The sequence below is a fragment of the Mucilaginibacter sp. OK098 genome, from assembly GCF_900142915.1.
GTDB lineage: Bacteria > Bacteroidota > Bacteroidia > Sphingobacteriales > Sphingobacteriaceae > Mucilaginibacter.
The window spans coordinates 997,963-1,019,530 of sequence record NZ_FRCM01000001.1 but is presented as its reverse complement, the minus strand read 5'-3'; the positions used below and the strand labels follow the sequence as shown (position 1 = coordinate 1,019,530).

General features: G+C 39.9%; 21 protein-coding genes. 7 read left to right on the top strand and 14 right to left on the bottom strand.

All coding sequences use genetic code 11. The features are described 5' to 3' along the window. Nucleotides 1-13 precede the first annotated feature (13 nt). The 5 genes from BUE31_RS04090 to BUE31_RS04070 form a co-directional block, all read right to left on the bottom strand. Nucleotides 14-1,204 carry a 1-deoxy-D-xylulose-5-phosphate reductoisomerase gene (locus BUE31_RS04090; protein ID WP_200801879.1) on the bottom strand — a complete coding sequence of 397 codons (1,191 nt, stop codon included), beginning with the start codon at nucleotides 1,202-1,204 and terminating at the stop codon, nucleotides 14-16. After that, nucleotides 1,201-2,703 carry a GH3 auxin-responsive promoter family protein gene (locus BUE31_RS04085; RefSeq protein WP_073400504.1) on the bottom strand — a complete coding sequence of 501 codons (1,503 nt, stop codon included), beginning with the start codon at nucleotides 2,701-2,703 and terminating at the stop codon, nucleotides 1,201-1,203. The genes BUE31_RS04090 and BUE31_RS04085 overlap by 4 nt, the downstream gene beginning before the upstream one ends. Before the next feature lie 2 nt (nucleotides 2,704-2,705). Beyond that, nucleotides 2,706-3,407 (bottom strand): hypothetical protein, encoded by a 702-nt coding sequence (locus BUE31_RS04080; protein ID WP_073400502.1) that lies wholly within the window; start codon nucleotides 3,405-3,407, stop codon nucleotides 2,706-2,708. 6 nt (nucleotides 3,408-3,413) lie between these two features. Next, entirely contained in the window at nucleotides 3,414-4,382 is a 969-nt protein-coding gene (locus BUE31_RS04075) for a glycosyltransferase family 2 protein (RefSeq protein WP_073400500.1), read from the bottom strand. A gap of 227 nt (nucleotides 4,383-4,609) precedes the next feature. Beyond that, on the bottom strand, nucleotides 4,610-5,560 hold the full coding sequence (locus BUE31_RS04070; RefSeq protein WP_073400498.1) for a glycosyltransferase family 2 protein: 951 nt from the start codon (nucleotides 5,558-5,560) through the stop codon (nucleotides 4,610-4,612). Nucleotides 5,561-5,775: 215 nt separating this feature from the next. On the opposite strand from BUE31_RS04070, the gene BUE31_RS04065 reads away from it, so the two are divergent. The 4 genes from BUE31_RS04065 to BUE31_RS04050 all read left to right on the top strand — a co-directional run bounded on the left by BUE31_RS04065 (nucleotide 5,776) and on the right by BUE31_RS04050 (nucleotide 9,215). Next, entirely contained in the window at nucleotides 5,776-6,711 is a 936-nt protein-coding gene (locus BUE31_RS04065) for an alpha/beta fold hydrolase (RefSeq protein ID WP_083619296.1), read from the top strand. Nucleotides 6,712-6,765: 54 nt separating this feature from the next. After that, a complete protein-coding gene (locus BUE31_RS04060; RefSeq protein ID WP_073400496.1) occupies nucleotides 6,766-7,626 on the top strand; it encodes a methylated-DNA--[protein]-cysteine S-methyltransferase in 861 nt (286 codons plus the stop codon). 90 nt (nucleotides 7,627-7,716) lie between these two features. Further along, nucleotides 7,717-8,589, top strand: coding sequence for an ATP-grasp domain-containing protein (locus BUE31_RS04055; protein ID WP_073400494.1), 873 nt, complete (start codon nucleotides 7,717-7,719; stop codon nucleotides 8,587-8,589). A gap of 80 nt (nucleotides 8,590-8,669) precedes the next feature. Continuing rightward, nucleotides 8,670-9,215 (top strand): cysteine hydrolase family protein, encoded by a 546-nt coding sequence (locus tag BUE31_RS04050; protein WP_073400492.1) that lies wholly within the window; start codon nucleotides 8,670-8,672, stop codon nucleotides 9,213-9,215. A 64-nt stretch (nucleotides 9,216-9,279) separates the two neighbouring features. On the opposite strand, the gene BUE31_RS04045 is transcribed toward BUE31_RS04050, so the two are convergent. Together BUE31_RS04045 and BUE31_RS04040 are read right to left on the bottom strand one after the other, a co-directional pair. Continuing rightward, nucleotides 9,280-9,708: a c-type cytochrome gene (locus BUE31_RS04045; RefSeq protein WP_073400490.1), complete on the bottom strand. Its 429-nt coding sequence runs from the start codon at nucleotides 9,706-9,708 to the stop codon at nucleotides 9,280-9,282. 2 nt (nucleotides 9,709-9,710) lie between these two features. Further along, a complete protein-coding gene (locus BUE31_RS04040; RefSeq protein ID WP_073400488.1) occupies nucleotides 9,711-11,006 on the bottom strand; it encodes a PQQ-dependent sugar dehydrogenase in 1,296 nt (431 codons plus the stop codon). Nucleotides 11,007-11,412: 406 nt separating this feature from the next. Here BUE31_RS04040 and BUE31_RS04035 point away from each other — a divergent pair, with 406 nt between their 5' ends. Further along, nucleotides 11,413-12,174: a hypothetical protein gene (locus tag BUE31_RS04035; RefSeq protein WP_073400487.1), complete on the top strand. Its 762-nt coding sequence runs from the start codon at nucleotides 11,413-11,415 to the stop codon at nucleotides 12,172-12,174. A 118-nt stretch (nucleotides 12,175-12,292) separates the two neighbouring features. Here the strand turns inward: BUE31_RS04035 and BUE31_RS04030 are convergent, their stop codons facing one another. After that, nucleotides 12,293-12,520, bottom strand: a complete 228-nt coding sequence (locus tag BUE31_RS04030; RefSeq protein ID WP_073400485.1) for a hypothetical protein — start codon at nucleotides 12,518-12,520, stop codon at nucleotides 12,293-12,295. A gap of 135 nt (nucleotides 12,521-12,655) precedes the next feature. On the opposite strand from BUE31_RS04030, the gene BUE31_RS04025 reads away from it, so the two are divergent. Further along, nucleotides 12,656-12,892 (top strand): DUF3820 family protein, encoded by a 237-nt coding sequence (locus BUE31_RS04025; RefSeq protein ID WP_073401647.1) that lies wholly within the window; start codon nucleotides 12,656-12,658, stop codon nucleotides 12,890-12,892. 433 nt (nucleotides 12,893-13,325) lie between these two features. Beyond that, entirely contained in the window at nucleotides 13,326-13,979 is a 654-nt protein-coding gene (gene msrA, locus BUE31_RS04020) for a peptide-methionine (S)-S-oxide reductase MsrA (protein ID WP_073400483.1), read from the top strand. 156 nt (nucleotides 13,980-14,135) lie between these two features. Here msrA and BUE31_RS04015 read toward each other — a convergent pair whose 3' ends face one another. The 6 genes from BUE31_RS04015 to BUE31_RS03990 all read right to left on the bottom strand — a co-directional run bounded on the left by BUE31_RS04015 (nucleotide 14,136) and on the right by BUE31_RS03990 (nucleotide 21,481). Continuing rightward, entirely contained in the window at nucleotides 14,136-15,386 is a 1,251-nt protein-coding gene (locus BUE31_RS04015) for a sulfate adenylyltransferase subunit 1 (protein ID WP_073400481.1), read from the bottom strand. Nucleotides 15,387-15,517: 131 nt separating this feature from the next. Next, entirely contained in the window at nucleotides 15,518-16,423 is a 906-nt protein-coding gene (gene cysD, locus BUE31_RS04010; RefSeq protein WP_073400479.1) for a sulfate adenylyltransferase subunit CysD, read from the bottom strand. Next, on the bottom strand, nucleotides 16,420-17,139 hold the full coding sequence (locus BUE31_RS04005) for a phosphoadenylyl-sulfate reductase (RefSeq protein ID WP_073400477.1): 720 nt from the start codon (nucleotides 17,137-17,139) through the stop codon (nucleotides 16,420-16,422). The genes cysD and BUE31_RS04005 overlap by 4 nt, the downstream gene beginning before the upstream one ends. Before the next feature lies 1 nt (nucleotide 17,140). Next, nucleotides 17,141-18,646, bottom strand: coding sequence for a TSUP family transporter (locus BUE31_RS04000; RefSeq protein WP_073400475.1), 1,506 nt, complete (start codon nucleotides 18,644-18,646; stop codon nucleotides 17,141-17,143). After that, entirely contained in the window at nucleotides 18,624-19,391 is a 768-nt protein-coding gene (gene cobA / locus BUE31_RS03995) for a uroporphyrinogen-III C-methyltransferase (RefSeq protein WP_073400472.1), read from the bottom strand. The genes BUE31_RS04000 and cobA overlap by 23 nt, the downstream gene beginning before the upstream one ends. Beyond that, nucleotides 19,388-21,481, bottom strand: a complete 2,094-nt coding sequence (locus BUE31_RS03990) for a HEPN domain-containing protein (RefSeq protein ID WP_073400470.1) — start codon at nucleotides 21,479-21,481, stop codon at nucleotides 19,388-19,390. The genes cobA and BUE31_RS03990 overlap by 4 nt, the downstream gene beginning before the upstream one ends. Nucleotides 21,482-21,568 lie beyond the last annotated feature (87 nt).

Sequence of the window (21,568 nt, the reverse complement as noted above, 5' to 3'; positions counted from 1 at the left end):
TTATATATTTATATTAAAATTGTAATGCTTTTAACGGCATTTGATGTATTAAATTTTGCGCAAAGATGCGTGTTTCTTTATCAGTATTCAAATAGTCGTCCAAATCAGGACTCTTCATAAAGGCAATGTGTTGCATACATTGTTCAATTACTTTGCTCATGGCTAAAAAGCCTATGCTTTTGTTCAAAAATCCGGCAACGGCAATCTCATTTGCAGCATTAATAATGCAGGGCATATTACCACCTTGCTTTAATGCTTCAAATGCTAATGCTAAATTACGGAAGGTTGCAAGGTCCGGTTTTTCAAATGTAAGATTAGGGTAACTTGTAAAATCAAATCGTTTAAAATCGTTTTTTATTCGCTTAGGATAGGTGAGGGCATACTGGATAGGCAGCTTCATATCTGGCAGGCCCATTTGTGCTTTTATTGAACCATCCTGGAATTGTACCATTGAATGAATAACAGATTGCGGGTGTACAATTACATCAACCTGCTCAGCTTTCAGGTTAAACAGCCATTTAGCTTCAATTACCTCAAGCCCTTTGTTCATTAACGAAGCGGAATCGATAGTTATTTTAGCACCCATAACCCAGTTTGGATGCTTAAGGGCATCTTCACGGGTAACATTCTCTAAAAATGCCAATGATTTGCTCCGGAAAGGCCCGCCAGAAGCTGTTAAGATGATCTTTTCAATCTTATTGTCTTCTTCACCTGCCAGGCATTGAAAAATAGCCGAATGTTCAGAATCCACAGGAAGGATCTTAACGTTGTGGTCTTTAGCAAGGCCCGTAATCAGTTCACCGGCAACAACAAGCGTTTCTTTATTTGCTAACGCGATGTCTTTACCAGCCTTTATGGCTGCAATAGTAGGCTCAAGCCCGGCAAAGCCAACCATTGCCGTTATCACAATGTGGATCTCAGGATGTGTAACCGTTTCTATAACGGCTTCAATACCGGCCAATACTTTAACCGAAGAAGTTGCAAGCGCATCTTTAACATATTGATATTTACTTTGATCGCCTATAACAACATACGCCGGATCAAACTGTAATGCCTGTGCTATTAGCAAGTCTGCATTATTTTGAGCCGTTAACAGATAAGCCCTGAAAAGTTCAGGATTATTGCCAATAACCTCAAGGGATTGTGTACCGATGCTACCTGTTGAGCCGAGGATAGCTATGTTCTTTTTTTTACTCAATATTATACTTTTATATACTCCTTCAATTCGTCCGCTATTTTTCTATCATTTGAGAGTCTCGGCACCTTATTTTGTCCCCCAAGCTTACCTTGCGAGCGCATATAATTAATAAAGGTATCCTTTTTTAAGCTTTGGATTACCAAAGGGTGCAAAATGTTACCAGCAATAAGGTCAAAATAGTAAATATTTTTTTGTTGTAAAGCTGTGTCAACAGCTAATGAAAAAGCTTCCAGGTCTTTAGGTGCTGTTCCAAACTCAATAAACCACTCATGATAAGGTAAACCACCTTGCGGCGGATTCACCTGTGGGGCAACAGTAAACTCAATTACATCAACACTCAGCTGATTGGCCACACTCATTAATGCCTGCTCAACTTCCTCGCCAATTACGTGTTCGCCAAAGGCAGAGATGTAATGCTTTATACGCCCGGTAACTACAATTTTATACGGATCTTTTGATACAAACTTAACGGTATCACCCAGGCTGTATCCCCATAAACCGGCACTAGTGTTTAATATCAGCGCATAGTTTTTATCGAGCTCAACATCTTTAAGGCTGATGCGGGTTGGGTTTTCATTGAAATACTCATCGGTAGGGATAAATTCATAAAAGATCCCTGAATCAACCATTAGCAATAAACCTTTTTCTTTCTGCGAATCCTGGAAGGCGATGAAACCTTCGGATGCCGGGTAAGTTTCAATAGAATCAATTTTAAAGCCGATACTTTCTTCCATCCGGGCACGGTAAGGCTCGTAGTTAACACCGCCGTGTACAAATAACTTAAAATTTGGAAAAATATCTTTTATTTTTTTACCGCCGGATACTGTCGAAAGCCTGTCGAAATACATCTGGCACCAGGGCGGGATGCCCGAGATGAGGCGCATATCCTGGTTTTTGGTTTCTTCAACTATGGCATCAACCTTTTGTTCCCAGTCGTCAATACAATTAACCTCGTAGCTTGGCATGCGGTTCTTTTGCAAGTAACCAGGCACATGGTGGGCAACAATGCCAGATAGCCTGCCGGTAGCAATACCTGCTTTATCGGAAAGCACCGGGCTGCCCTGCAAAAATATAAGCTTCCCATCAACAAAATCAGCATTGCCGGTTTCATGGATATAACTCAATAAGGCATTCCGGGCAGCTTTAATATGCTCGGGCATACTCTCTTTTGAAATGGGAATATATTTAACGCCCGAAGTTGTGCCAGAGGTTTTTGACAGGTAAGCTGGTTTACCGGGCCATAATACATTCTCTTCGCCTTTGGTAACCCGGTCAATATATGGCCTTAATTCTTCGTAATCGCGGATGGGGATATTCTTTTTAAAATCATCATAATTGCTGATCTGCTCAAAATGATGATCCTTACCAAAAGCAGTATCTTTTGCCTTGCTGAGAAGCTGTTCAAATGTTTTTTGCTGCAATGCAACTGCGTTTTTGCGGAGCTTGTTTAACCGGCTGTTAACTATTACGGCAAAAGGTTTGCTTAATGCTGCCTTTAATCCCATAATTAAAGCGTTTCGGTAATTTCATCGTCTACATCCAAATGGCTGTAAACAAGTTTGCGGTAGGCTACTACCAATAGCATGTTTACAAACGGAATTACAAATATCATCCCTATGCGCGTTATAGAACCAATAAACACCAATGCTTCAATCAGCAGAAATAGTAAAAAATATTTAACAAAATTCCCTTTTATTAAATTGAAACTTTGGGCAACTGATTCAAACGGGCCTGATTGATCGTCAACAATAAAACAGGCGCAAATAGGGAAGTAGAAGAGAAAGAAAAATTGGATGAATATAAAGATCCCTATTCCCAAAATGCTCTGTATAATACCATCACCAAGATATTTGATAGCATTGGTCATGAAAACGGCCAGCGTACTTACAATTACCAGCAAAATAAGGTAGCTGACCAGCATTTTTATTTTAGGTACGATGTCGCCAAAGCCAAAATCGTAAAACTCTTTATCAATAAGCTGGAAAATTAGTTTGATAAACCCTAAAAAAAGAAAGCTGATACCAATTAATAAAAGTACAACGCCAATTGAAGTTAAAACTTCATCGTTCAGCAAATCATATATCAAAAAGCCAAAACCACCCACACTAACAAAAACTACCAGTGTATATACAGCGATGGTTGCAAAATTCTTTTTTAGAATATGCCATGTAATACTAAGTGTTTCGGTTACTGAAAATGGATGGTACATATATAATTAAGATAACTTTAAGATTACCCTTTTTAAAAAATCCTGCATGAAACCAAGCCCATAGGCTATAAGCTGGATGAAGGAAGCTATTAAGCTCAAAAATGCGATTTTTGCTGACTTATTTTTACTCCATGAGTGAAAAAATATCAACAAAATAATAAGTGTCAGAACAATATTACATAACTGTGCTATTTGCCAGTTAAATATGTTAGCAACTAATGTAAATAATAATGATAGTGTAAATATAGCCGGAAAAAAATGTACCGCTTTAAGCTCGCCAGGGAAGAATTTATAAACATTTATCCGGGCGCGCCCGAAGAAATGGATCTGCTTATAAAACTGTAAAAAGTTAGTGCGGCGTTTATGGTAAACTTTAGCCTCAGGAATCAGTCCAATCTTAAATCCCATTGAATGAATACGGATACTATACTCAATATCCTCGCCCGAGCGGGTGATGATAAAACCGCCAGCTTTTTCCCATACCTGTCGCGAAATCCCCATATTAAAGCTACGCGGATGAAATTGGCCTATACCTTTTTTATTGCCACGAATGCCACCGGTTGTGAAGGGGGAGGTCATGGAATAGCTAATAGCTTTTTGTACAGGAGTAAACGATGGATGCGAAGCATCCGGGCCGCCATAAGCATCTAAAGGATTGGCTGTAAGTGAATCGTTAACTATCTGTAAATAATCTTCAGGGATCAGGCAATCTGAATCGAAAATTACAAAATAATCGCCCTTTGCCCGCTCAAAGCCATAGTTACGGGTAAAGCCCTGGCCTTCGTTTTGCTTTACAAAGTACTTAACATCCAGCCTGTCGGCAAAGCTTTTTACAATGTCTTCAGCAACATCTTTTGACCCGTCTTCAATCACCAAAACCTCAAACTCCTTATAGGTTTGAATAACAAGGGTTTCCAGCAGTTCTTTTATCTCCTGCGGGCGATTGTATAGGGGTATGATGATGGAAAAAAACATGTGTTAATGTGCGAATTTTGGATGTGCGGATGTGCAGATTGTGGATGTGGGGATGAAAAAACAATTAAAAACAGATGAAATAATTTTTATTATGGTAAACATAAATAGGCAAACTAATTTTCTTAACATCAACATATTTCTTTTCATTCGCACATCCAAAATTCGCACATTTGCACATTGATTTCATTTTTCTCATCCGCACATTTGCATATCTGCACATTCACACATCAAATAACTTCCTCTACCTGGTATTTATTCCGTTCATGAGCGCTGCGGGCTACCAGTTCGGCAACAAAGCCGGTTAAAAACAATTGCGAACCTAATATTACAGCTACAAGGGCTATATAAAACAAGGGATTATCGGTTGGCTGCCTCGGCACTATATGGTGAGCAAGGTTATAAAGCTTTTCCCAAATTATCCAGATGACGCATATGGTACCTGCAAAAAAGCTCAACGTACCCATTGCCCCAAAAAAGTGCATTGGGCGTTTGCCAAACTTACCGACAAAAAATATCGACATCAGATCTAACAACCCGTTTATGAACCGGCTAATGCCAAATTTAGTTTTACCGTATTTGCGTGGACGATGTTCAACTATCTGCTCGCCAATTTTAGCAAAACCCGCCCATTTGGCTATCACCGGGATATAACGGTGCATTTCGCCATAAACTTCAATATTTTTAACTACAGTTTTGCGGTATGCTTTTAAACCGCAATTAAAATCATGCAGGTTATGAATGCCCGACATGCGGCGCGTTGCGGCATTGAATAATTTTGTAGGGATAGTTTTGCTTAGCGGATCATGTCGTTTTGCCTTCCAGCCTGAAATAAGATCATATTTCTCTTCTACAATGCGGCGGTATAATTCAGGGATCTCATCCGGGCTATCCTGCAGGTCAGCATCCATGGTAATAATTACATTACCCTTTGCAGCTTCAAAGCCGGTATTTAAAGCCGCCGACTTGCCATAATTGCGCCTGAATTTAATGCCTTTTATAAAGGGATTGCCTGTATTAAGCTTCCTGATCATTTCCCACGAACCATCGTTGCTGCCGTCGTCAACAAGGATCACTTCGTAGGTAAACCGGTTATCGTCCATTACGCGGCTTATCCATGAGGTAAGCTCAGGTAACGATTCTATTTCATTATAAAGTGGTACTACTACTGATATATCCATTTATTAGGGATGGGACCGGAGATAAGGTATCTTCCAGATCAACCGCAAAAATATAAAAAAGTTAGTTAGTTTATTAGGTTGATTGTGTTGATTAGGTGAACAGTTGTTGATTATATTATTGAGTAGCCATCGTAAAGCATTCAATACTCCGCAAGAATCAGGTTGCAGGGCTTTGGCTTTCTTTTAAACTTTGCTTTGATTTAAAAGTTTAAAGAATGTTTAAAAAAGTATTTATCTGTTTTCTTGTTTTTTTATACAGTAACAGATGCACAGCGCAATCCAACGATTTTTCATACCATTGGGAAAGTATAAACGGGGTAAAGATTTTTTACAGAACAGCGGGTAATCCGGGCAACCCGGTTATTGTATTGCTGCATGGTTTTCCCAGCTCATCTGTTATGTACCAGGGCCTTATGCAATTATTGAAAATAGATTTCTTTTTAATAGCGCCTGATTATCCGGGTCATGGCTATTCTGATGTCCCATCGTCAGAAAACTATCCCTTTACCTTTGATAACATTAGCAATAGCATTGATTTATTATTAAACCAACTCAAAATACATAAGTACAGCTTATTTATGCAGGATTATGGGGCACCAGTAGGCTTTAGATTAGCACTTAAACATCCTGAAAATATAACAGCATTAATTATTCAAAATGGTAACGCTTATATGGATGGCTTCCCCGAGGCGCAGGACCCTAACGGCGAATTACAGCAGTATTGGCGTGATAAAAATAAAAAATATGAAACTGATTGGATAAATTATTATCGCAAAGCCAGTTCAGTTTTGCCCGGGCAATGGAATTTTTCGACTGCGGTAAACCCTGACAGGCATATTTTAGATGCTGATATAATGTTAAAGCCGGGGAGGCTTGAATTGTTTATGCAATTATGGTTTGACTATGGTAATAATGTAAAAAGTTATCCGCTATGGCACCAATACCTGAAAAAGTATCAGCCTCCTGTTTTAATTACATGGGGTAAAGAAGATACTTTTTTTACAGTTCCCGGGGCATTGGCTTACCTGAAAGATGTCCCCAAAGCCGAAATTCATTTGTTAAATGGGGGCCACTGGGCGGCAACCGAAAATAATACAGCAGAAATTGCCGAATTAATCCTGAGTTTTTTTAAAAGAAATAGCATAAATTAACTTTGGTTCAATAAATTGGAAAACCAGTTTTATGAGTATTACCTTTAGTGCTATATGGTTAAAGACCTGACAGTAAATTATTACCGGATTGAGAAAGCAGTAAGTTACCTTACAGCAAATTTCAAGTCACAACCAGACCTTGATGTAATTGCCGAAAAAGTAAACCTTAGCCCGTTTCATTTTCAGCGGATGTTTTTGGATTGGGTTGGGTTAACACCTAAAAAATTTGTTCAATACCTTACGCTTGAGCATTTAAAAAACCAAATACAACAAACACAAAATGTTATTGAAGCAGCCGGGATTGCCGGCCTTTCAAGCCAATCCAGGGTGTATGATCTGTTTGTAAACATTGAGGGGGTTAGTCCGCAGCAGTTCAAATCGGCTGGTATGGGACTGGAAATTGTATATGGTTATCACGCAACGCCCTTCGGTATGTGTTTTATAGCTGTTACCGAAAGAGGAGTGTGCGACTTTCATTTTATTGACGAAGATAGTAAGCGTGATGAATACCGGCTTTTCTCGCAAAAATGGCATTTCGCAACTTTAAACCACCGGCCTGACCTTACCCAAACATATGTACAAAAGATATTTAAGCCCGGTGCAGCAGATAAAGAAAAGCTTAACTTATTGGTTCAGGGAACCGATTTCCAAATAAAAGTGTGGCAAGCCCTGGTTAATATTCCGTTCGGTAATGTACAAACCTATAAACAAGTCTCTGATCAAATAGGCTATCCCAACAGTATCAGATCAGTAGCTACAGCAGCGGGTAAAAACCCAATATTATATCTTATACCCTGCCATCGTATCATATGCAACAGCGGAGATGTGGGGAACTTTAGTTATGGCAGGGTAAGAAAGCAGGCTATGATTGCATGGGAAATGGGTAAAAATGAAATTAGCCTGCAATCAAAATAAAAAATCACTCACCTTAATTATAACGTATTCCCCGAAGAATTAAACAAACAAAATCAGGTTTACCAAACCGGATGAATTAAAGTTAATATTATGAAAATATGTTTTGTAACCTGCAGTAAAGAACCTTTACTAACTAATGACGATCTGTTGTTAAGCAAATATCTGCTAAATAAAAATATTGTTGTGGTGCCCGCCATATGGGATGATATAACAGTAAACTGGCAAGCTTACGACGCAATTATACTGCGCTCTATGTGGGATTATCATACCCGGATAGATGAATTTAATGCATGGCTTGATAAGCTTGAATTATTGGGTTGTATAGTTTTAAACTCTGTTTCTATAGTAAAATGGAATCAAAATAAAAAATACCTGGCTGATCTTTCTCCGCTAGGTGCATTGCTGCCTCCATATCATTTTTGCCTTCAAAATTCAATTATCAGGTTAACTGATATTATGGCGATTAATAATTGGGATAAGGCGGTAATTAAGCCTGCAGTTTCGGGTGGTTCATTCAATACATGGACTACTACTGCTTTGAGTGCTGCAGCTGATGAGCTTCGTTTTGCGGAAATGCTTCAATATGGAGATGTAATAGTTCAAAAATTCATGGATGAAATTATTACAAATGGAGAACTATCACTTTTGTTTTTTAATAAGAAATTCAGTCATGCCATCTTAAAAAAGGCAAAACCGGGCGATTTTAGGGTTCAGGCTCAATTTGGAGGGACAGATGAACCTGCGTATCCGGTGGAAAGCGTTTTAAAGAAAGCACAATCATTATTAAACACAATTAATAAACCCTTGCTTTATGCCAGGGTAGATGGGATATTATTAAATAACGATGAATTTTATCTGATGGAATTAGAACTGATAGAACCCGCTTTATTTATTGGAAGCAATGAAAATGCCTGTGAAAACTTTTATGAAGCGCTTCATAATTTATCAATGGGCAAAAGTTGAAAATTCACTCAGCAAGAATCAGGTTGCCAGCCTGAGGCGGTGAAACTACCTTGCAGAATAATATTTAAAACACATTTATTATGCAAGCACTAATAATTATTGACGCCCAGAATGAATTTTCAAAAAACGGTAAAAGACCGGTACCTAACCATTTAGATGCGATTGAAGTAATAAGACAAAGAGTTGAACAGGCAAGAAGTAAAGATGGCCTGGTTGCCTGGATAAGGCATTTTAACCGGCCAGCAGAATCACCGGCATTTGTACCTGGTACATGGGGAGCCGAATTTGTGCCGGGCTTTGGACCAAGACCAGGCACTGTAAAGGAAAAGGAATTTCAAAAAGATGTGTATGGCGCGTTTACAGGAACTGATTTAGGCTCCTGGTTAAAAACTGCAGCTGCTGATGAAGTATTGATTGTGGGCTTTTATACACATGGTTGCGTGTCAACAACTGCTCGTGAAGCTATTATGGCCGATCTGAAAGTTTTTATTGACCCTAATGGGACAGGCGCCTGTGAGATAAACCATGAAATACTTGGCTTACAAACGGCAGATGAGGTACGGAGATCTGCATTATTACAGCTTGCAAATATGGGGGCTGTAATATCACCATTGCCTGCAATATGATTTAGGATAAGATTACACCGATTTGTTTTTTATCGGTGTAATCTTCTTTAAAAAATCAGTAAAATCACTTAGACGCTCTAACCTTTTTCACTTCGACAGCGCTTACTGAGCTTGCCTTATTGCCGAAGCTTTTACGTACATAAGTTAACACATCGGCAATTTGCTGGTCTTTTAAATCGCTGTGCGGGGTCATGGTATTTGAATAGGTCTGGCCGTTTATCTCCACATCTTCATTAAAACCATTCAGCACAATTTTTATCAGCTTTGCCTTATCACCTAATACGTAAGTTGTATTGATCAACGGCGGGTTTAAATGCGGTACACCTGCACCTCCTGCCATGTGGCAGCTTAAACAAATGCTGTTATAAACAATCTTACCTCTCGCCATTGCCGAACCGGAACTACTATGTTTTTTGGTGTGCCTTACTTGTGCATTTAAATTAAGTACAAACAAAGATGTCACTAGTGCCAAACAGGCAATTTTAAATTTCATAATTATTTTTTGTAGGTAATTTTATAAATAGTTCCTTTTTGATCATCTGTTACATATAACGAACCGTCCGGACCTTGTGCTAAGCCGCATGGGCGATGTAAAGCTCCATCGGGTGATTTATTCGGCCCAGCGAAGCCATCAGCAAAGATTTCATACTTGCCATCAGGTTTTCCATCTTTAAAAGGCTGGAAAACTACACAATACCCTTCCTGTGGTTCAGGAGCACGGTTCCATGAGCCATGGAACGCTATGAAAGCGCCATTCTTATATTTTTCAGGGAATTGATTGCCGGTGTAAAACAATAAGCCATCCGGTGCAAAGTGGCCAGGATAAGCGGCTGCAGGTTCAAGGTATTTGCTGTCTGCTTCTTTTTTGCCATCGCCGCCGTATTCAGGGCCCAGCATTTTTTTGTGCTGCATCCAGTCGTAATATAAATAAGGCCAGCCTGCATTATCACCATTTTTCAATGCAAACATACATTCGGCAGGTAAATCGGCTGATTGTTTTGCGGTGTATAAGTTTGGATAAAGATCATGCAGCGCATCGCGGCCATGCTGCATTACAAAAAGCTGGTTATCCTGTTGATTCCAATCTAAGCCAACTACATTTCTTAATCCTGTTGCATAACGGACGCCATCACTTTGTTTCTGATTAAGTTTGTCGGCTTTAAACTGCCAGATGCCTGCTGCATCTGCTAAAACAGGACATCCCTTTTTATCCTTGTCATAATCGTCGCAAATATTTGAATAAGCGCCAATATTCACATAAATGTTGCCATCATTATCAAGCACTATTGATTTTGAATTGTGCATTCGTTTATTGGTTAAGCCGCTCACTATAGTTTCAGGTTTAGCCGGATCAATTACTTCGTTTTTATCGTTCAATTTATAGCGATAAATGTCACTGTTTGATGAGGCATACAGATAACCATTTTTAATGGTGATCCCGGTACCGCCATAATTAGCGAAGCCGGTTTTTAAAGTAGCTTTATCGCCATCATCATGCAATACTAAAATTCCCTTTCCATTGTTTGAACCTGAAAGGTGAACATAAATATCGTTTTGTGGGGTAACTACCAGGTGCCGCGGACTACTTAAATTCTCGGCTATAGCAGCGGCGCTAAATCCTGCCGGCAAGGTTAAACCTGCATTGGCTGCTGTAGGGGCAGCCCCGGTGTTTGTACTATCGGCCATGGTACCCGTGTTTTTAGTGTCTGCATTTTTGCAGGCATTAAATAATATTAGTCCTGCTATTGCAAATACAGGCAACAGAAAGACAAACAATTTTTTCATTTTCATAAGTGCTGAAATTAGTTGATCAAAGTTATTGAAACTACCTTAAATAAGCAGGCAAGTTTTGTACTAAAATAGTTACAACACTTATTTACAGCTAAGCTTAAATACTAATTAATAAGTGAGTTGCCTTTTATTGACAAAATATCCAATAATATTTAAAAGAATAAAATATGCTTTTAATAAGATGATTGCTTTTTGTTTGGAATTTAATTCTGTAAATGTCTTATATATAAGAATATAATTTACTAATAGTACATAATGATAAAATGATTGCGTGTTGTGGTTAAACTATGGCTGATTTCAGTAGTCATAGATATATAAAATTTGACACAATGAATTCATCGTTTGCAACAACAAACAGTATAAAGCAAATGATAATATCATTCTAAAATTAAAACAAATTAACACCATGAAAAAAATAGCAATAATATCAGCAATAGCATTAAGTGGATTATTATATAATACTGCAAATGCACAAATAAGAGTACATGTGGGACTTAATTGGGGAAGCCCGGTAGTGGTTTACAGGCATGCACCTGTTGTGGTTGAACAGCCGATATATCAGGAAACACAAGATGTTTATGATGACAGTAATAGTGATGACTACTATTATTTACCAGATGTAGGTGCTTATTACAATGTAAACGCAGGGTGCTATTATTATAATGATGGTAATAGCTGGATCTCAGCTGCCTACTTACCCGGAGCTTATCGTAATTACGATTGGAGAAGTGCCCGTAGGTTTGAGATTCATGAGCACCGTCCGTTTATGCGCAATGATTTTTACCGTTCAAGGTTTAACGGGCGTGAAGTAGCCGAATGGAGACATTTTAATAACGACAACCGTTATGGCGGTGGCTATGCCCGTAATGATCATTTTGACCGTGATGCTTACCGTGGTGATGATCGTAGGGCTAATGACTGGGGAAGAGATAACCGTCGTCCGGATACATATAGAAGAAACGATGATAATAATTGGAATAGGGGACAAGGCGGCTACAGCCAACCATCAAACCAAAACAATGATCGTGGCAGGGATAACCGTGGTCAGGGTGGGTTTGGTCAGCCTTCTAACCAAAACAATGATAGGCATGACAGAGATAACAGAGGTGGTAATGAACACTTCGCCGGCAATACAATGGGGATGTCGCACAGGCCAGCGCGTTTCTAAACACGATTTAAGGATTGGATAGATTAACAGGATTTCAATGTAATGAACCTGCAAAGTTTTAAAAACTTTGCAGGTTTTCTTTTTTTATCCTGTTAATCTATCCAATCCCTAAATCGTGTTAAATAATTTGTTGAACAAGCTCATCAACCCAACTACCTAAATAGGGTTCAGTACCGGCAAGCCGCACCCATTTGCCATCATCGTCCTTAGCTATAACCAGGTGAAGGCTGTTGTCAATCGATTTAAATTCGTAGGCACTTGAAAAACCGTCAAAATTAATTTGGTTTACTATTCCGTCAACATCGGAATCAGACCCTGTAAGTATTGCGTCAAATTGCTGTTTCATAATTAGTTTATAAATCTAGTTTGTATAACTTTATTTGTTACAAATTGTGTGTTATATTTTGGTTATTATCTGTTTTATAAGGCGGGTTGTACTGAAACAACAGATGTCATTAAGTATTATCTCTATCTTTACGATGTGGAAAATATTAGGCCAGATTCGCAAATACTTGTTGATATTGTACAAACAAAAATGCCTTTTGGCAAATATAAGGGCACTTTGATAAGCGATATCCCCATATCGTATTTGGAATGGATGCATAACAAAGGTTTCCCGCCCGGTAAATTAGGGATGATGCTTGCTACTGTCTATGAGATAAAGATCAACGGGCTTACAGATATAATTTTTAAAGTGAAGAGGGCGGTGAGGGGTTGATTAAGTTGGATTAAGTTTATTAGGTTGATTGAGTTAGCCTAACTTAAGGTGAGTTCGACATAAGCAAACGGTCACCTCCCCCCAGACCCTTCTCCAACCGCGTTGAGGCGAAGCGTAAGTTTGTGCATCCATGCCGGCAAAGCGTTCCATTTTTACACACGGAACGGGTGGAACGCTGTGAAACATGTTGATTATCAGGAACTTCGCCTTGTATTGAGGGATGGATAGATGTAAATAACTGATAATCAAAATGTTCCATCAACCTTTATATCGAACTCACCTTTAAGTTAATGCAGTGCTATGAAGATTATTAATTGTTGTAAGGTTTTTTTGTTTTTCACGACTAATTGTTAAAACTGAATCAACTTTACTCAACAATGACCATCCATCAGACAATCATCAACGTATATTTACTTATAAACTTTAAAATAGTATGAAACGAATTATTTTATATGTAGCCGCAATATTTTTATTTGCCGGCTGCGTTAACGGACAATCAAACGGCGGCAGCAGTTTTGCATCCTTGCCAAAACCGAAAGCAGGAGAAGAAGTAGCCACTTTTGGCGGGGGCTGTTTCTGGAGTATGAGCGAGGCAATGTCTGAGCTTAAGGGCGTAAACAAAGTGATCTCCGGCTATGCAGGAGGCACAACTAAGAATCCAAGTTATGAAGAGGTAAGTTCTCGTACCACAGGCCATGCGGAATGTGTGCAGGTTTACTATGATCCCAAAGTGATCAGCTACGCCACTTTAGCAAATGCCTTCTTTTTTGCACATGACCCAACTGAGCTTAACCGCCAGGGGCCTGATGAAGGAACTGATTATCGCTCAATAGCATTTTATCGTACACCTGAAGAGAAAAGCATATTAGATGCTATAATAAAAAAGATAAATCAAAGCAAGCATTATCCTGAAGCAATAGTTACACAGGTGGTTGCTTATAAAGCGTTCTATCCGGCAGAAAAATATCACCAGGGTTACTACAGGCTGAACCAGGATAACCCATATATTACTGGTGTATCGGTACCCAAAGTTTTGAAATTTAGGAAAGCTGAGAAAGAAGAATTGAAAAGTGAATTTCAGAAATAGAGATTAGAGGCTAGTTAATTAGAGATTAGTTGTTGATGTATTGAATATTATGCTGAATTTATTTCAGCACCCCACAGGACATGTCGCCAGTATGGTGTTTACTTAACATGTGAGGTGCCGAAATAAATTCGGCATGACGTTTTTATTATGAGTTATTTACTCCGCAACTGCGCGAAGCATGAGTGCGCCAACCGTTACGTTCGTTCTGCTATCTATTATTATAGCTCCACCATTAGCTTTGTTATTTTGGTAAAGATCAAAGGCCAAAGGCTCTGCAGTTTTGATGACTATGCGGCCAATATCGTTCAGCTTAAAATCTTCATTAAATTCTTTTTCAAGCGTGTTGATGTTCACTTTATAAAGGATCTCCCTGATCTTGCAGCGGGTTACCTTGCTATTATGCTGTATAAAATAAGTAAGCGATGGGTCTAATGCGCGGGTATCCATCCAGCACAAATCGGCTTCTATTAATTGTGAAACTTCAGGCAGATATTCTGTATTTACCAAAACATCTCCACGACTAATATCTATCTCATCTTTTAAGTGAATAGTAACTGACATACCTGCAAAAGCTTCAGCAGGCTCTGCATCAAGCACCTCAATTTTTTCAATAGTTGAGTGAAAGCCTGACGGAAGCACCGTTACCTTATCATTCACCTTAAACGATCCGCTTGAAACCCGGCCGGCATAGCCCCTGTAATCATGCAACTCTTCAGTTTGTGGCCTCACAACCCATTGTACCGGGAAACGCGCATGTGCCCTGCTATCGTCAATATCAAGCTCAACAGATTCTAAAAATGGAAGCAGGCTCTTGCCTTCATACCATTTCATGTTTGATGAAGCATGAACTATATTATCACCCTTTAAAGCACTTACCGGGATGTATTTGATGTTTTTCAGCCCTACTTTATAAGCCAGCGCTTTGTAGTCGTTAACAATGGTTTCGTAAATAGCTTCACTATACTCAACCATATCCATTTTGTTGATACAAACCACCACCTGCTGAATACCTAATAATGAAACCAGGTAGGAGTGACGGATAGTTTGCTCAATTACCCCTTTACGCGCATCAACCAATATAATGGCAAGGTTTGCATTTGATGCGCCTGTAACCATGTTACGGGTGTATTGAATATGCCCCGGGGTATCGGCTATAATGAATTTGCGTTTGTCTGTTTGAAAGTATTTGTAGGCTACATCAATAGTAATTCCCTGCTCACGTTCGGCTTTCAGGCCATCTGTTAAAATGGCAAGGTCAATACTCCCGTCATCGTTTTTACGGTTCGAGCTGTGTAATGCTTCCAACTGATCAGCAAGAATAGAATCACTGTCATAAAGCAGCCTGCCTATCAGGGTACTTTTACCATCATCAACACTACCTGCTGTTATAAATTTTAATATATCCATTGTTTGTATTTCGGAATTCGGATTTTCTATTTCGGATTTATTTTGCCTTTGTTGGTGTTGTCGCCAACAAAAGAAGATGCCTTTCAAACGACATCAACCATATTTGTTGGTGACAACACCAACAAAGGCGCTTAAAAATATCCACCTTTTTTACGGTCTTCCATGGCGGCTTCGCTTACTTTATCGTCCATTCTTGCGCCACGCTCACTTATTTTTGATTCGCTTATTTCATCTATAATATCGTCAATGCGGTAAGCGTATGATTCTACAGCTGCTGTACAGGTCATATCACCTACAGTACGAAAGCGTACATTGCGTTTTTCAATAATATCTTCATCATCCATATTTAAAAATGGAGAAGCAGCCATTAATTGTCCGTTCCGGGTAATTACCTCGCGCTCATGCGCAAAATAAATCGACGGCAGTTCTATCTTTTCCCGGCGGATGTAATTCCAAACATCAAGCTCGGTCCAGTTGCTGATAGGGAATACCCTAACGTTTTCACCTTTATGGATCTTGCCGTTAAAAATATTCCAAAGCTCTGGGCGCTGGCGTTTTGGATCCCATTGGCCGAACTCATCTCTTACAGAAAATATGCGTTCTTTAGCTCTTGCTTTTTCTTCATCCCTTCGGGCGCCGCCTATGCAGGCATCAAAGCCATGTTTGGCAATGGTATCAAGCAGAGTAACAGTTTGCAGCGCATTTCTGCTGGCATTTTTACCTTTTTGCTCAACCACTTTACCTTCGTCAATTGAATCCTGCACGTGGCCGATGATCAGCTTTTCGCCAATGCGGTTGATCATTTTATCGCGGTATTCAATAGTTTCAATAAAATTATGCCCGGTATCAATATGTACCAGTGGGAACGGGAATTTACCCGGACGAAAGGCTTTTTCTGCCAGGCGTACCAATGTTATAGAATCTTTCCCCCCCGAAAATAACAGGGCAGGTTTTTCAAACTGACCGGCTACCTCGCGCAGAATATAAATAGCTTCTGCCTCTAACTCATCCAAATAATCTAACTGATGTTTACTCATTTTTCAATAACTTCATTTACCCCATGTAATCCACACTCTTTTTTGCTCTGGTCTTCCCACCACCATCTGCCTGCCCTAAAATCTTCGCCGGGCTGTACCGCCCTTGTGCAGGGAGCGCAGCCAATACTTGGGAAGCCTTTATCATGCAGCGTATTGTAAGGTATGTTGTGTTTTTTAATATATTCTTTTACTTCTTCTAAACTCCAGCTATAAATAGGGTGAAACTTCACAAGGTTGTTTCCTTCGTCCCATTCCACATTATCCATAAACTGGCGGTTTGCTGATTGCTCTGCACGGATGCCGGTTATCCAGCATTTATTCCCTGCCAGAGCACGTTTTAACGGCTCAATTTTACGGATGCCGCAGCACTCCTTACGGTTTTCAACCGACTCATAAAAACTGCTTGGCCCCTTTGTGCTCACCATTTGCTCAACCAGTTGGGTTTGTGGATAATAAGCATGCACAGGCTTGCCGTAAATTTCCATGGTGCGGTTCCAAACATAATAAGTTTCCGGGAATAGCCGGCCTGTCTCAAGCGTAAAAACTTTTATAGGCAGGTTATTGGTAAATATCATGTGCGTTATCACCTGGTCTTCCCAGCCAAAACTGGTTGAAAAAACTATCTCATCATGAAAAATATCCGACAAAAGCGTTAATGCTTCTACCGGGTTAAGCCCTGCTGTTTCCTGTTTTATATGTTCTGCTAACTTACTCATCTTATAAAACTTTTGTTATAAAGGCCACAATACTTTTTATACTTATAGCAATTACTATAACTCCTACAGCTATCATAATTGCCTTTGCCGAAATTCGGTTTGAGATTTTTGCAGCAACTGGTGATGCAATTGCACTGCCTATTACCAAACCTGCAACAGCGCCCCAATGGTTGCTCTTTAGCATGGTAATAAATGTTATAGAGCTCATGAGCGCTATAAAAAAACGCGATAGCTTAACGGTTCCTAACGAAAAACGGGGATGACGGCCACCAGCAATTAACGTTGATAACACAATTGAGCCCCAGCCACCACCGCCAACAGCGTCAATAAAGCCACCGCCAAGGCCAAGTAGCGGGATCTTTTTTATTTTTTCGTGTGATTTTTTAACGCCTGTTTTAAACGCTTTTGATAAAATAACAATGCCCAGTATCAATGTATATAATGATACAAATGGTTTGGTGTATTGGCTATAATGCTCTAACGATGAAAGTAAGTAGGCACCTGTTACCGCGCCTATAATTCCGGGGATAAGCAGCATTTTAAACAGTTTCCAGTTGATATTGCCCATACGGTAGTGCATCCACCCCGCAATACCATTGCTCATAATTTCTGATAAATGCACACCCATGCTTGCTGAAGCCGGTGGCACGCCCATTGTTAAGGAAAAAGAAGTTGATGTAACCCCGTATGACATGCCAATGGCGCCATCTATCAGTGCAAATACAAACCCCGCCCCAAGGAAATAATAAAATTCCGGCTGGATATTTTGAGCATATGTTCTGAAGCCTGGTTCATTGAACCATAATGATGTAACTACAATAATTATTGATAAAATAATTGCACCCCATAGCAGCCAGATAAAATTCTTTTTATCAGCAGTTTTAGGTTCAACCAATACCGAAGTTACTTCATTTAGCTTACGTACCTTATAAGCAAAATCACCGTTGAGTGAGTTACGCAGTTCGCTCATTTGCTGCAAGGTAATATCCAGCTCATCAGGCAATCCTTCATTTAAAACTTCTTTAAGCCGTTTTGCAATAGTTGGAGATTTCCCGTTTGTTGAGATGGCAATTTTAAGATCGCCTTTCTGAACAATTGAACCCAGGTAAAAATCACAGAGTTCAGGTTTATCAGCAACATTTATCAGCAGTTTCCTGTCATGCGCCGATTGCCTGATAAAGTTATTTAACTCGCCATCGTTAGTAGCGGCAATTACCAGGTCGGCATTGTTAAGGTCAGTATCAGAAAAAGATTTTTGTATGATTTTCAGGTCCTTATATTCTGCTGCCAGTACATGGATCTGCGGCAAAATTTCCAAAGCAATAACAGTAACAGCGGCATCCGGACTATTGTGCAGTATGGCAGTCAGTTTTTCCAAACCAACATTACCGGCTCCAATAAGTACCGTATGCAACTCATTCAGCTTTAAAAACACAGGGAACAATGGATTGCCCTTTGTACTTTCATCCTGAACGGTTAACCTGCTATCCTTCGGCAATAATGTCATAAAACTCTTTAATAGGCTGATAAGCCGGATGTAAAGATACTACATCGCCAAAAACAATCATGGCTGGTGAGGTTATCTTCTTTTCTTCTACAATTTCAACAATAGTATCTACAATACCAATAGCCACTTTTTCATCTTTGGTAGTTCCGCTTTGAATAACGGCAACAGGCAACCTGTTTTTACCTTCTCTTTTAAAGATAGCGGTAATTTCTTCCAGTTTATGGATTCCCATTAAAACAATAACGGTAGCTTTTGTACGGGCTGCTTCATAAATATCGTTCGATACTTTTCCGCTTGCAGTTGTGCCCGTAACTACCCAAAAGCTTTCGCTTAAACCACGATGTGTTACCGGGATGTGCTGCATTCCCGGAACACCAATTGAGCTGGAAATACCGGGGATAACCTGTGCCTGAATACTGTATGATGCTGCAAAGTCTAATTCTTCAAACCCTCGTCCAAAAACAAAAGGGTCGCCGCCTTTAAGCCTTACAACGTGGCCATAGTTAATAGCATAATCAATCATCAGCTTATTAACGGCATCCTGCGAGTAGGAGTGGTCGCCTGAGCGTTTGCCTACATATACTTTTATAGCATGGGCCGGTGCAAATTCAAGCATTTCATCGTTAACAAGCGCATCATATAAAACAACATCTGCAGTTTGTAATGCTTTAACACCTTTAAGGGTTATCAGATCGGTATCACCCGGGCCTGCACCAACAAGTGTAATACGTGGTTCTTTTATCATGACTGTACCAATTCCTCTCTTTTTATTTTAACGGCATTTAAAAAATCGCTTGCAGCCTGCAGGTAAGCAGTGGCAAACTCTTCTGAAGGTTCGTTTTTATTGATCTGTAAAACCAGGTCATTAAAACTGCCTTCTAATTTTATTTCACCGGTGTTTATGTAATTATTATCAAATTCTTTTATTACACCTGTCTGCGTGCTGGTATTAATGCCTTTATCAAGCAATAATGCTTTAGCAGAACTTACAAAAGTATTATAGGCATGGTAAATGGCATCGGCCCATCTTCTATCTGCAAATGCCTCATTTGCCCAGCCAAATTTTTCTTCAGATTCATAAAGCAATGTAGCTACAAGGTCAATAACAACCCCGGCGCACTCGCCAACGCCAATAGCGGTAGCAAAAGTTTCCTGGTGGCCCCAATCTACAAATTCATCATCGGTTAAGGTGGTAAGGTCAGCAAGGGGTTTTAATAGCTGGTAAAAATAATCTTTCGTTTTCCTGTCGTAATAGGCGTGGAAGCTTTCATCTGGCAGGGCATTCACTTTATAATCATCAAGCACAGCCCTTAGTACATGTGTTGCACGCTTAGCCGGTACTTTGATCACTTTTTCAGCTGCACGGCCAACACCATCGCCAACTGTGCCACCACCCAAAAGTACCTGTACCGAAGGTAAGACCTTAATGCCTGCCTTTAATGAACTGCCATGAAACCCAATATGTGCCAAACCATGCTGACCACATGAGTTCATACAGCCGCTGATCTTTATTTTTATTTCTTTGTTATAGATCAGGTCTTCATATTCATTATAGATCACATCTTCAAGCACACGTGAAAGCGTCATACTGTTTGAAATGCCCAGGTTACAGGTATCAGTACCGGGGCAGGTAGTTACATCTGCAAGGCTGTCAAAGCCAGGTGCGGCCAACTCAAGCCATGCAAGTCCATTATATAATGAAGGCAATGCTTCCTTACGAACAAACTTTAATAGCAATCCCTGATTTTGAGTTACGCGAATCTCATCTGCTACTAATGGCTCAAGTACAGCTACCAGTTTACGCGCGGTTTCTGAAGGGATATCGCCCACCGGCACTTTTACATAAACGCCATAAAAACCGGGTTGTTTTTGCTCAAATACATTGGTTGCAAGCCATTGTTCGTAACGGAACGGGTTACTTATAACCACATCATTAAAAGTTGTTTCCGCAGGGATTGAAGGCCCTGTTAAAGCATCCCTGTTTACTTTGTATGTTTTTACTTTTAAAGCGGTTCTCTCAGCTTCAGCCAACGACAAAACTTCGGCTAAACCTATTTTTTGGATCAAATATTTTAGACGGGCTTTATTGCGGTTATTGCGTTCGCCATGGCGGTCAAAAACCCGAATAATAGCTTCTATATAAGGAATCAGCTCATCCTCGGGTAAAAAATCTTCAACAATGTTGGCAAGTAAAGGCTGCGCACCAAGGCCACCGCCAAGCATTACCTTAAACCCGCGTTCGCCGGCTGCATTTATTTTAGGGATCACCCCAATATCATGAATATACGAAAAAGCGGTATCAGCTTCGCTTGACGAAAAAGAGATCTTGAACTTACGGCCCATTTCCTGGCAAACCGGGTTGCGCAAAAAATACTCGAATGTTGCATGTGCATATGGCGATACATCAAACGGTTCAAGCGGATCGATACCCGCAGTAGGAGAGGCGGTAACGTTCCTTACGGTATTTCCACAAGCTTCCCGCAGCGTAATATCATCCTGTTCCAGTTCAGCCCACAATTGTGGCGTACGGTCAAGGCTTACATAATGGATCTGGATATCCTGGCGGGTAGTTAAATGCAAGTTGTGACTAGCGTACTTATCAGAAATATCAGCAATGCGAAGCAATTGCTTAAAAGTTACCTTACCAAAAGGAAGCTTGATCCTTATCATTTGTACTCCCGGCTGCCTTTGTCCATATATCCCGCGTGCTAACCGCAGGCTCCTGAATTTTTCGTCGTGGATCTTACCTTCACGAAAAGCCCTGATCTTTTTTTCAAGATCAATGATGTCTTTTTCAACTATCGGGTTCTCCAGTTCGGTGCGAAAGCTTTGCATAATATTGTTGTTAGTTTTATTGTATAAAAAAGCCCCTTTTGCTTAGGCGAAAGAGGCTTATATGTTAAATATAATAGCAATAAAGCC

Coding starts and splice junctions, on each gene's coding strand:
- BUE31_RS04040 (WP_073400488.1), bottom strand. CDS start 11,006: ATGAAAATGAAAAAATTGTTTGTCTTTCTGTTGCCTGTATTTGCAATA.
- BUE31_RS04070 (WP_073400498.1), bottom strand. CDS start 5,560: ATGGATATATCAGTAGTAGTACCACTTTATAATGAAATAGAATCGTTA.
- BUE31_RS04005 (WP_073400477.1), bottom strand. CDS start 17,139: ATGAGTAAGTTAGCAGAACATATAAAACAGGAAACAGCAGGGCTTAAC.
- BUE31_RS04035 (WP_073400487.1), top strand. CDS start 11,413: ATGAAAAAAATAGCAATAATATCAGCAATAGCATTAAGTGGATTATTA.
- msrA (WP_073400483.1), top strand. CDS start 13,326: ATGAAACGAATTATTTTATATGTAGCCGCAATATTTTTATTTGCCGGC.
- BUE31_RS04000 (WP_073400475.1), bottom strand. CDS start 18,646: ATGACATTATTGCCGAAGGATAGCAGGTTAACCGTTCAGGATGAAAGT.
- BUE31_RS04045 (WP_073400490.1), bottom strand. CDS start 9,708: ATGAAATTTAAAATTGCCTGTTTGGCACTAGTGACATCTTTGTTTGTA.
- BUE31_RS03990 (WP_073400470.1), bottom strand. CDS start 21,481: ATGCAAAGCTTTCGCACCGAACTGGAGAACCCGATAGTTGAAAAAGAC.
- BUE31_RS04065 (WP_083619296.1), top strand. CDS start 5,776: ATGTTTAAAAAAGTATTTATCTGTTTTCTTGTTTTTTTATACAGTAAC.
- cysD (WP_073400479.1), bottom strand. CDS start 16,423: ATGAGTAAACATCAGTTAGATTATTTGGATGAGTTAGAGGCAGAAGCT.
- BUE31_RS04060 (WP_073400496.1), top strand. CDS start 6,766: ATGGTTAAAGACCTGACAGTAAATTATTACCGGATTGAGAAAGCAGTA.
- BUE31_RS04015 (WP_073400481.1), bottom strand. CDS start 15,386: ATGGATATATTAAAATTTATAACAGCAGGTAGTGTTGATGATGGTAAA.
- BUE31_RS04080 (WP_073400502.1), bottom strand. CDS start 3,407: ATGTACCATCCATTTTCAGTAACCGAAACACTTAGTATTACATGGCAT.
- BUE31_RS04030 (WP_073400485.1), bottom strand. CDS start 12,520: ATGAAACAGCAATTTGACGCAATACTTACAGGGTCTGATTCCGATGTT.
- BUE31_RS04050 (WP_073400492.1), top strand. CDS start 8,670: ATGCAAGCACTAATAATTATTGACGCCCAGAATGAATTTTCAAAAAAC.
- BUE31_RS04055 (WP_073400494.1), top strand. CDS start 7,717: ATGAAAATATGTTTTGTAACCTGCAGTAAAGAACCTTTACTAACTAAT.
- BUE31_RS04075 (WP_073400500.1), bottom strand. CDS start 4,382: ATGTTTTTTTCCATCATCATACCCCTATACAATCGCCCGCAGGAGATA.
- cobA (WP_073400472.1), bottom strand. CDS start 19,391: ATGATAAAAGAACCACGTATTACACTTGTTGGTGCAGGCCCGGGTGAT.
- BUE31_RS04085 (WP_073400504.1), bottom strand. CDS start 2,703: ATGGGATTAAAGGCAGCATTAAGCAAACCTTTTGCCGTAATAGTTAAC.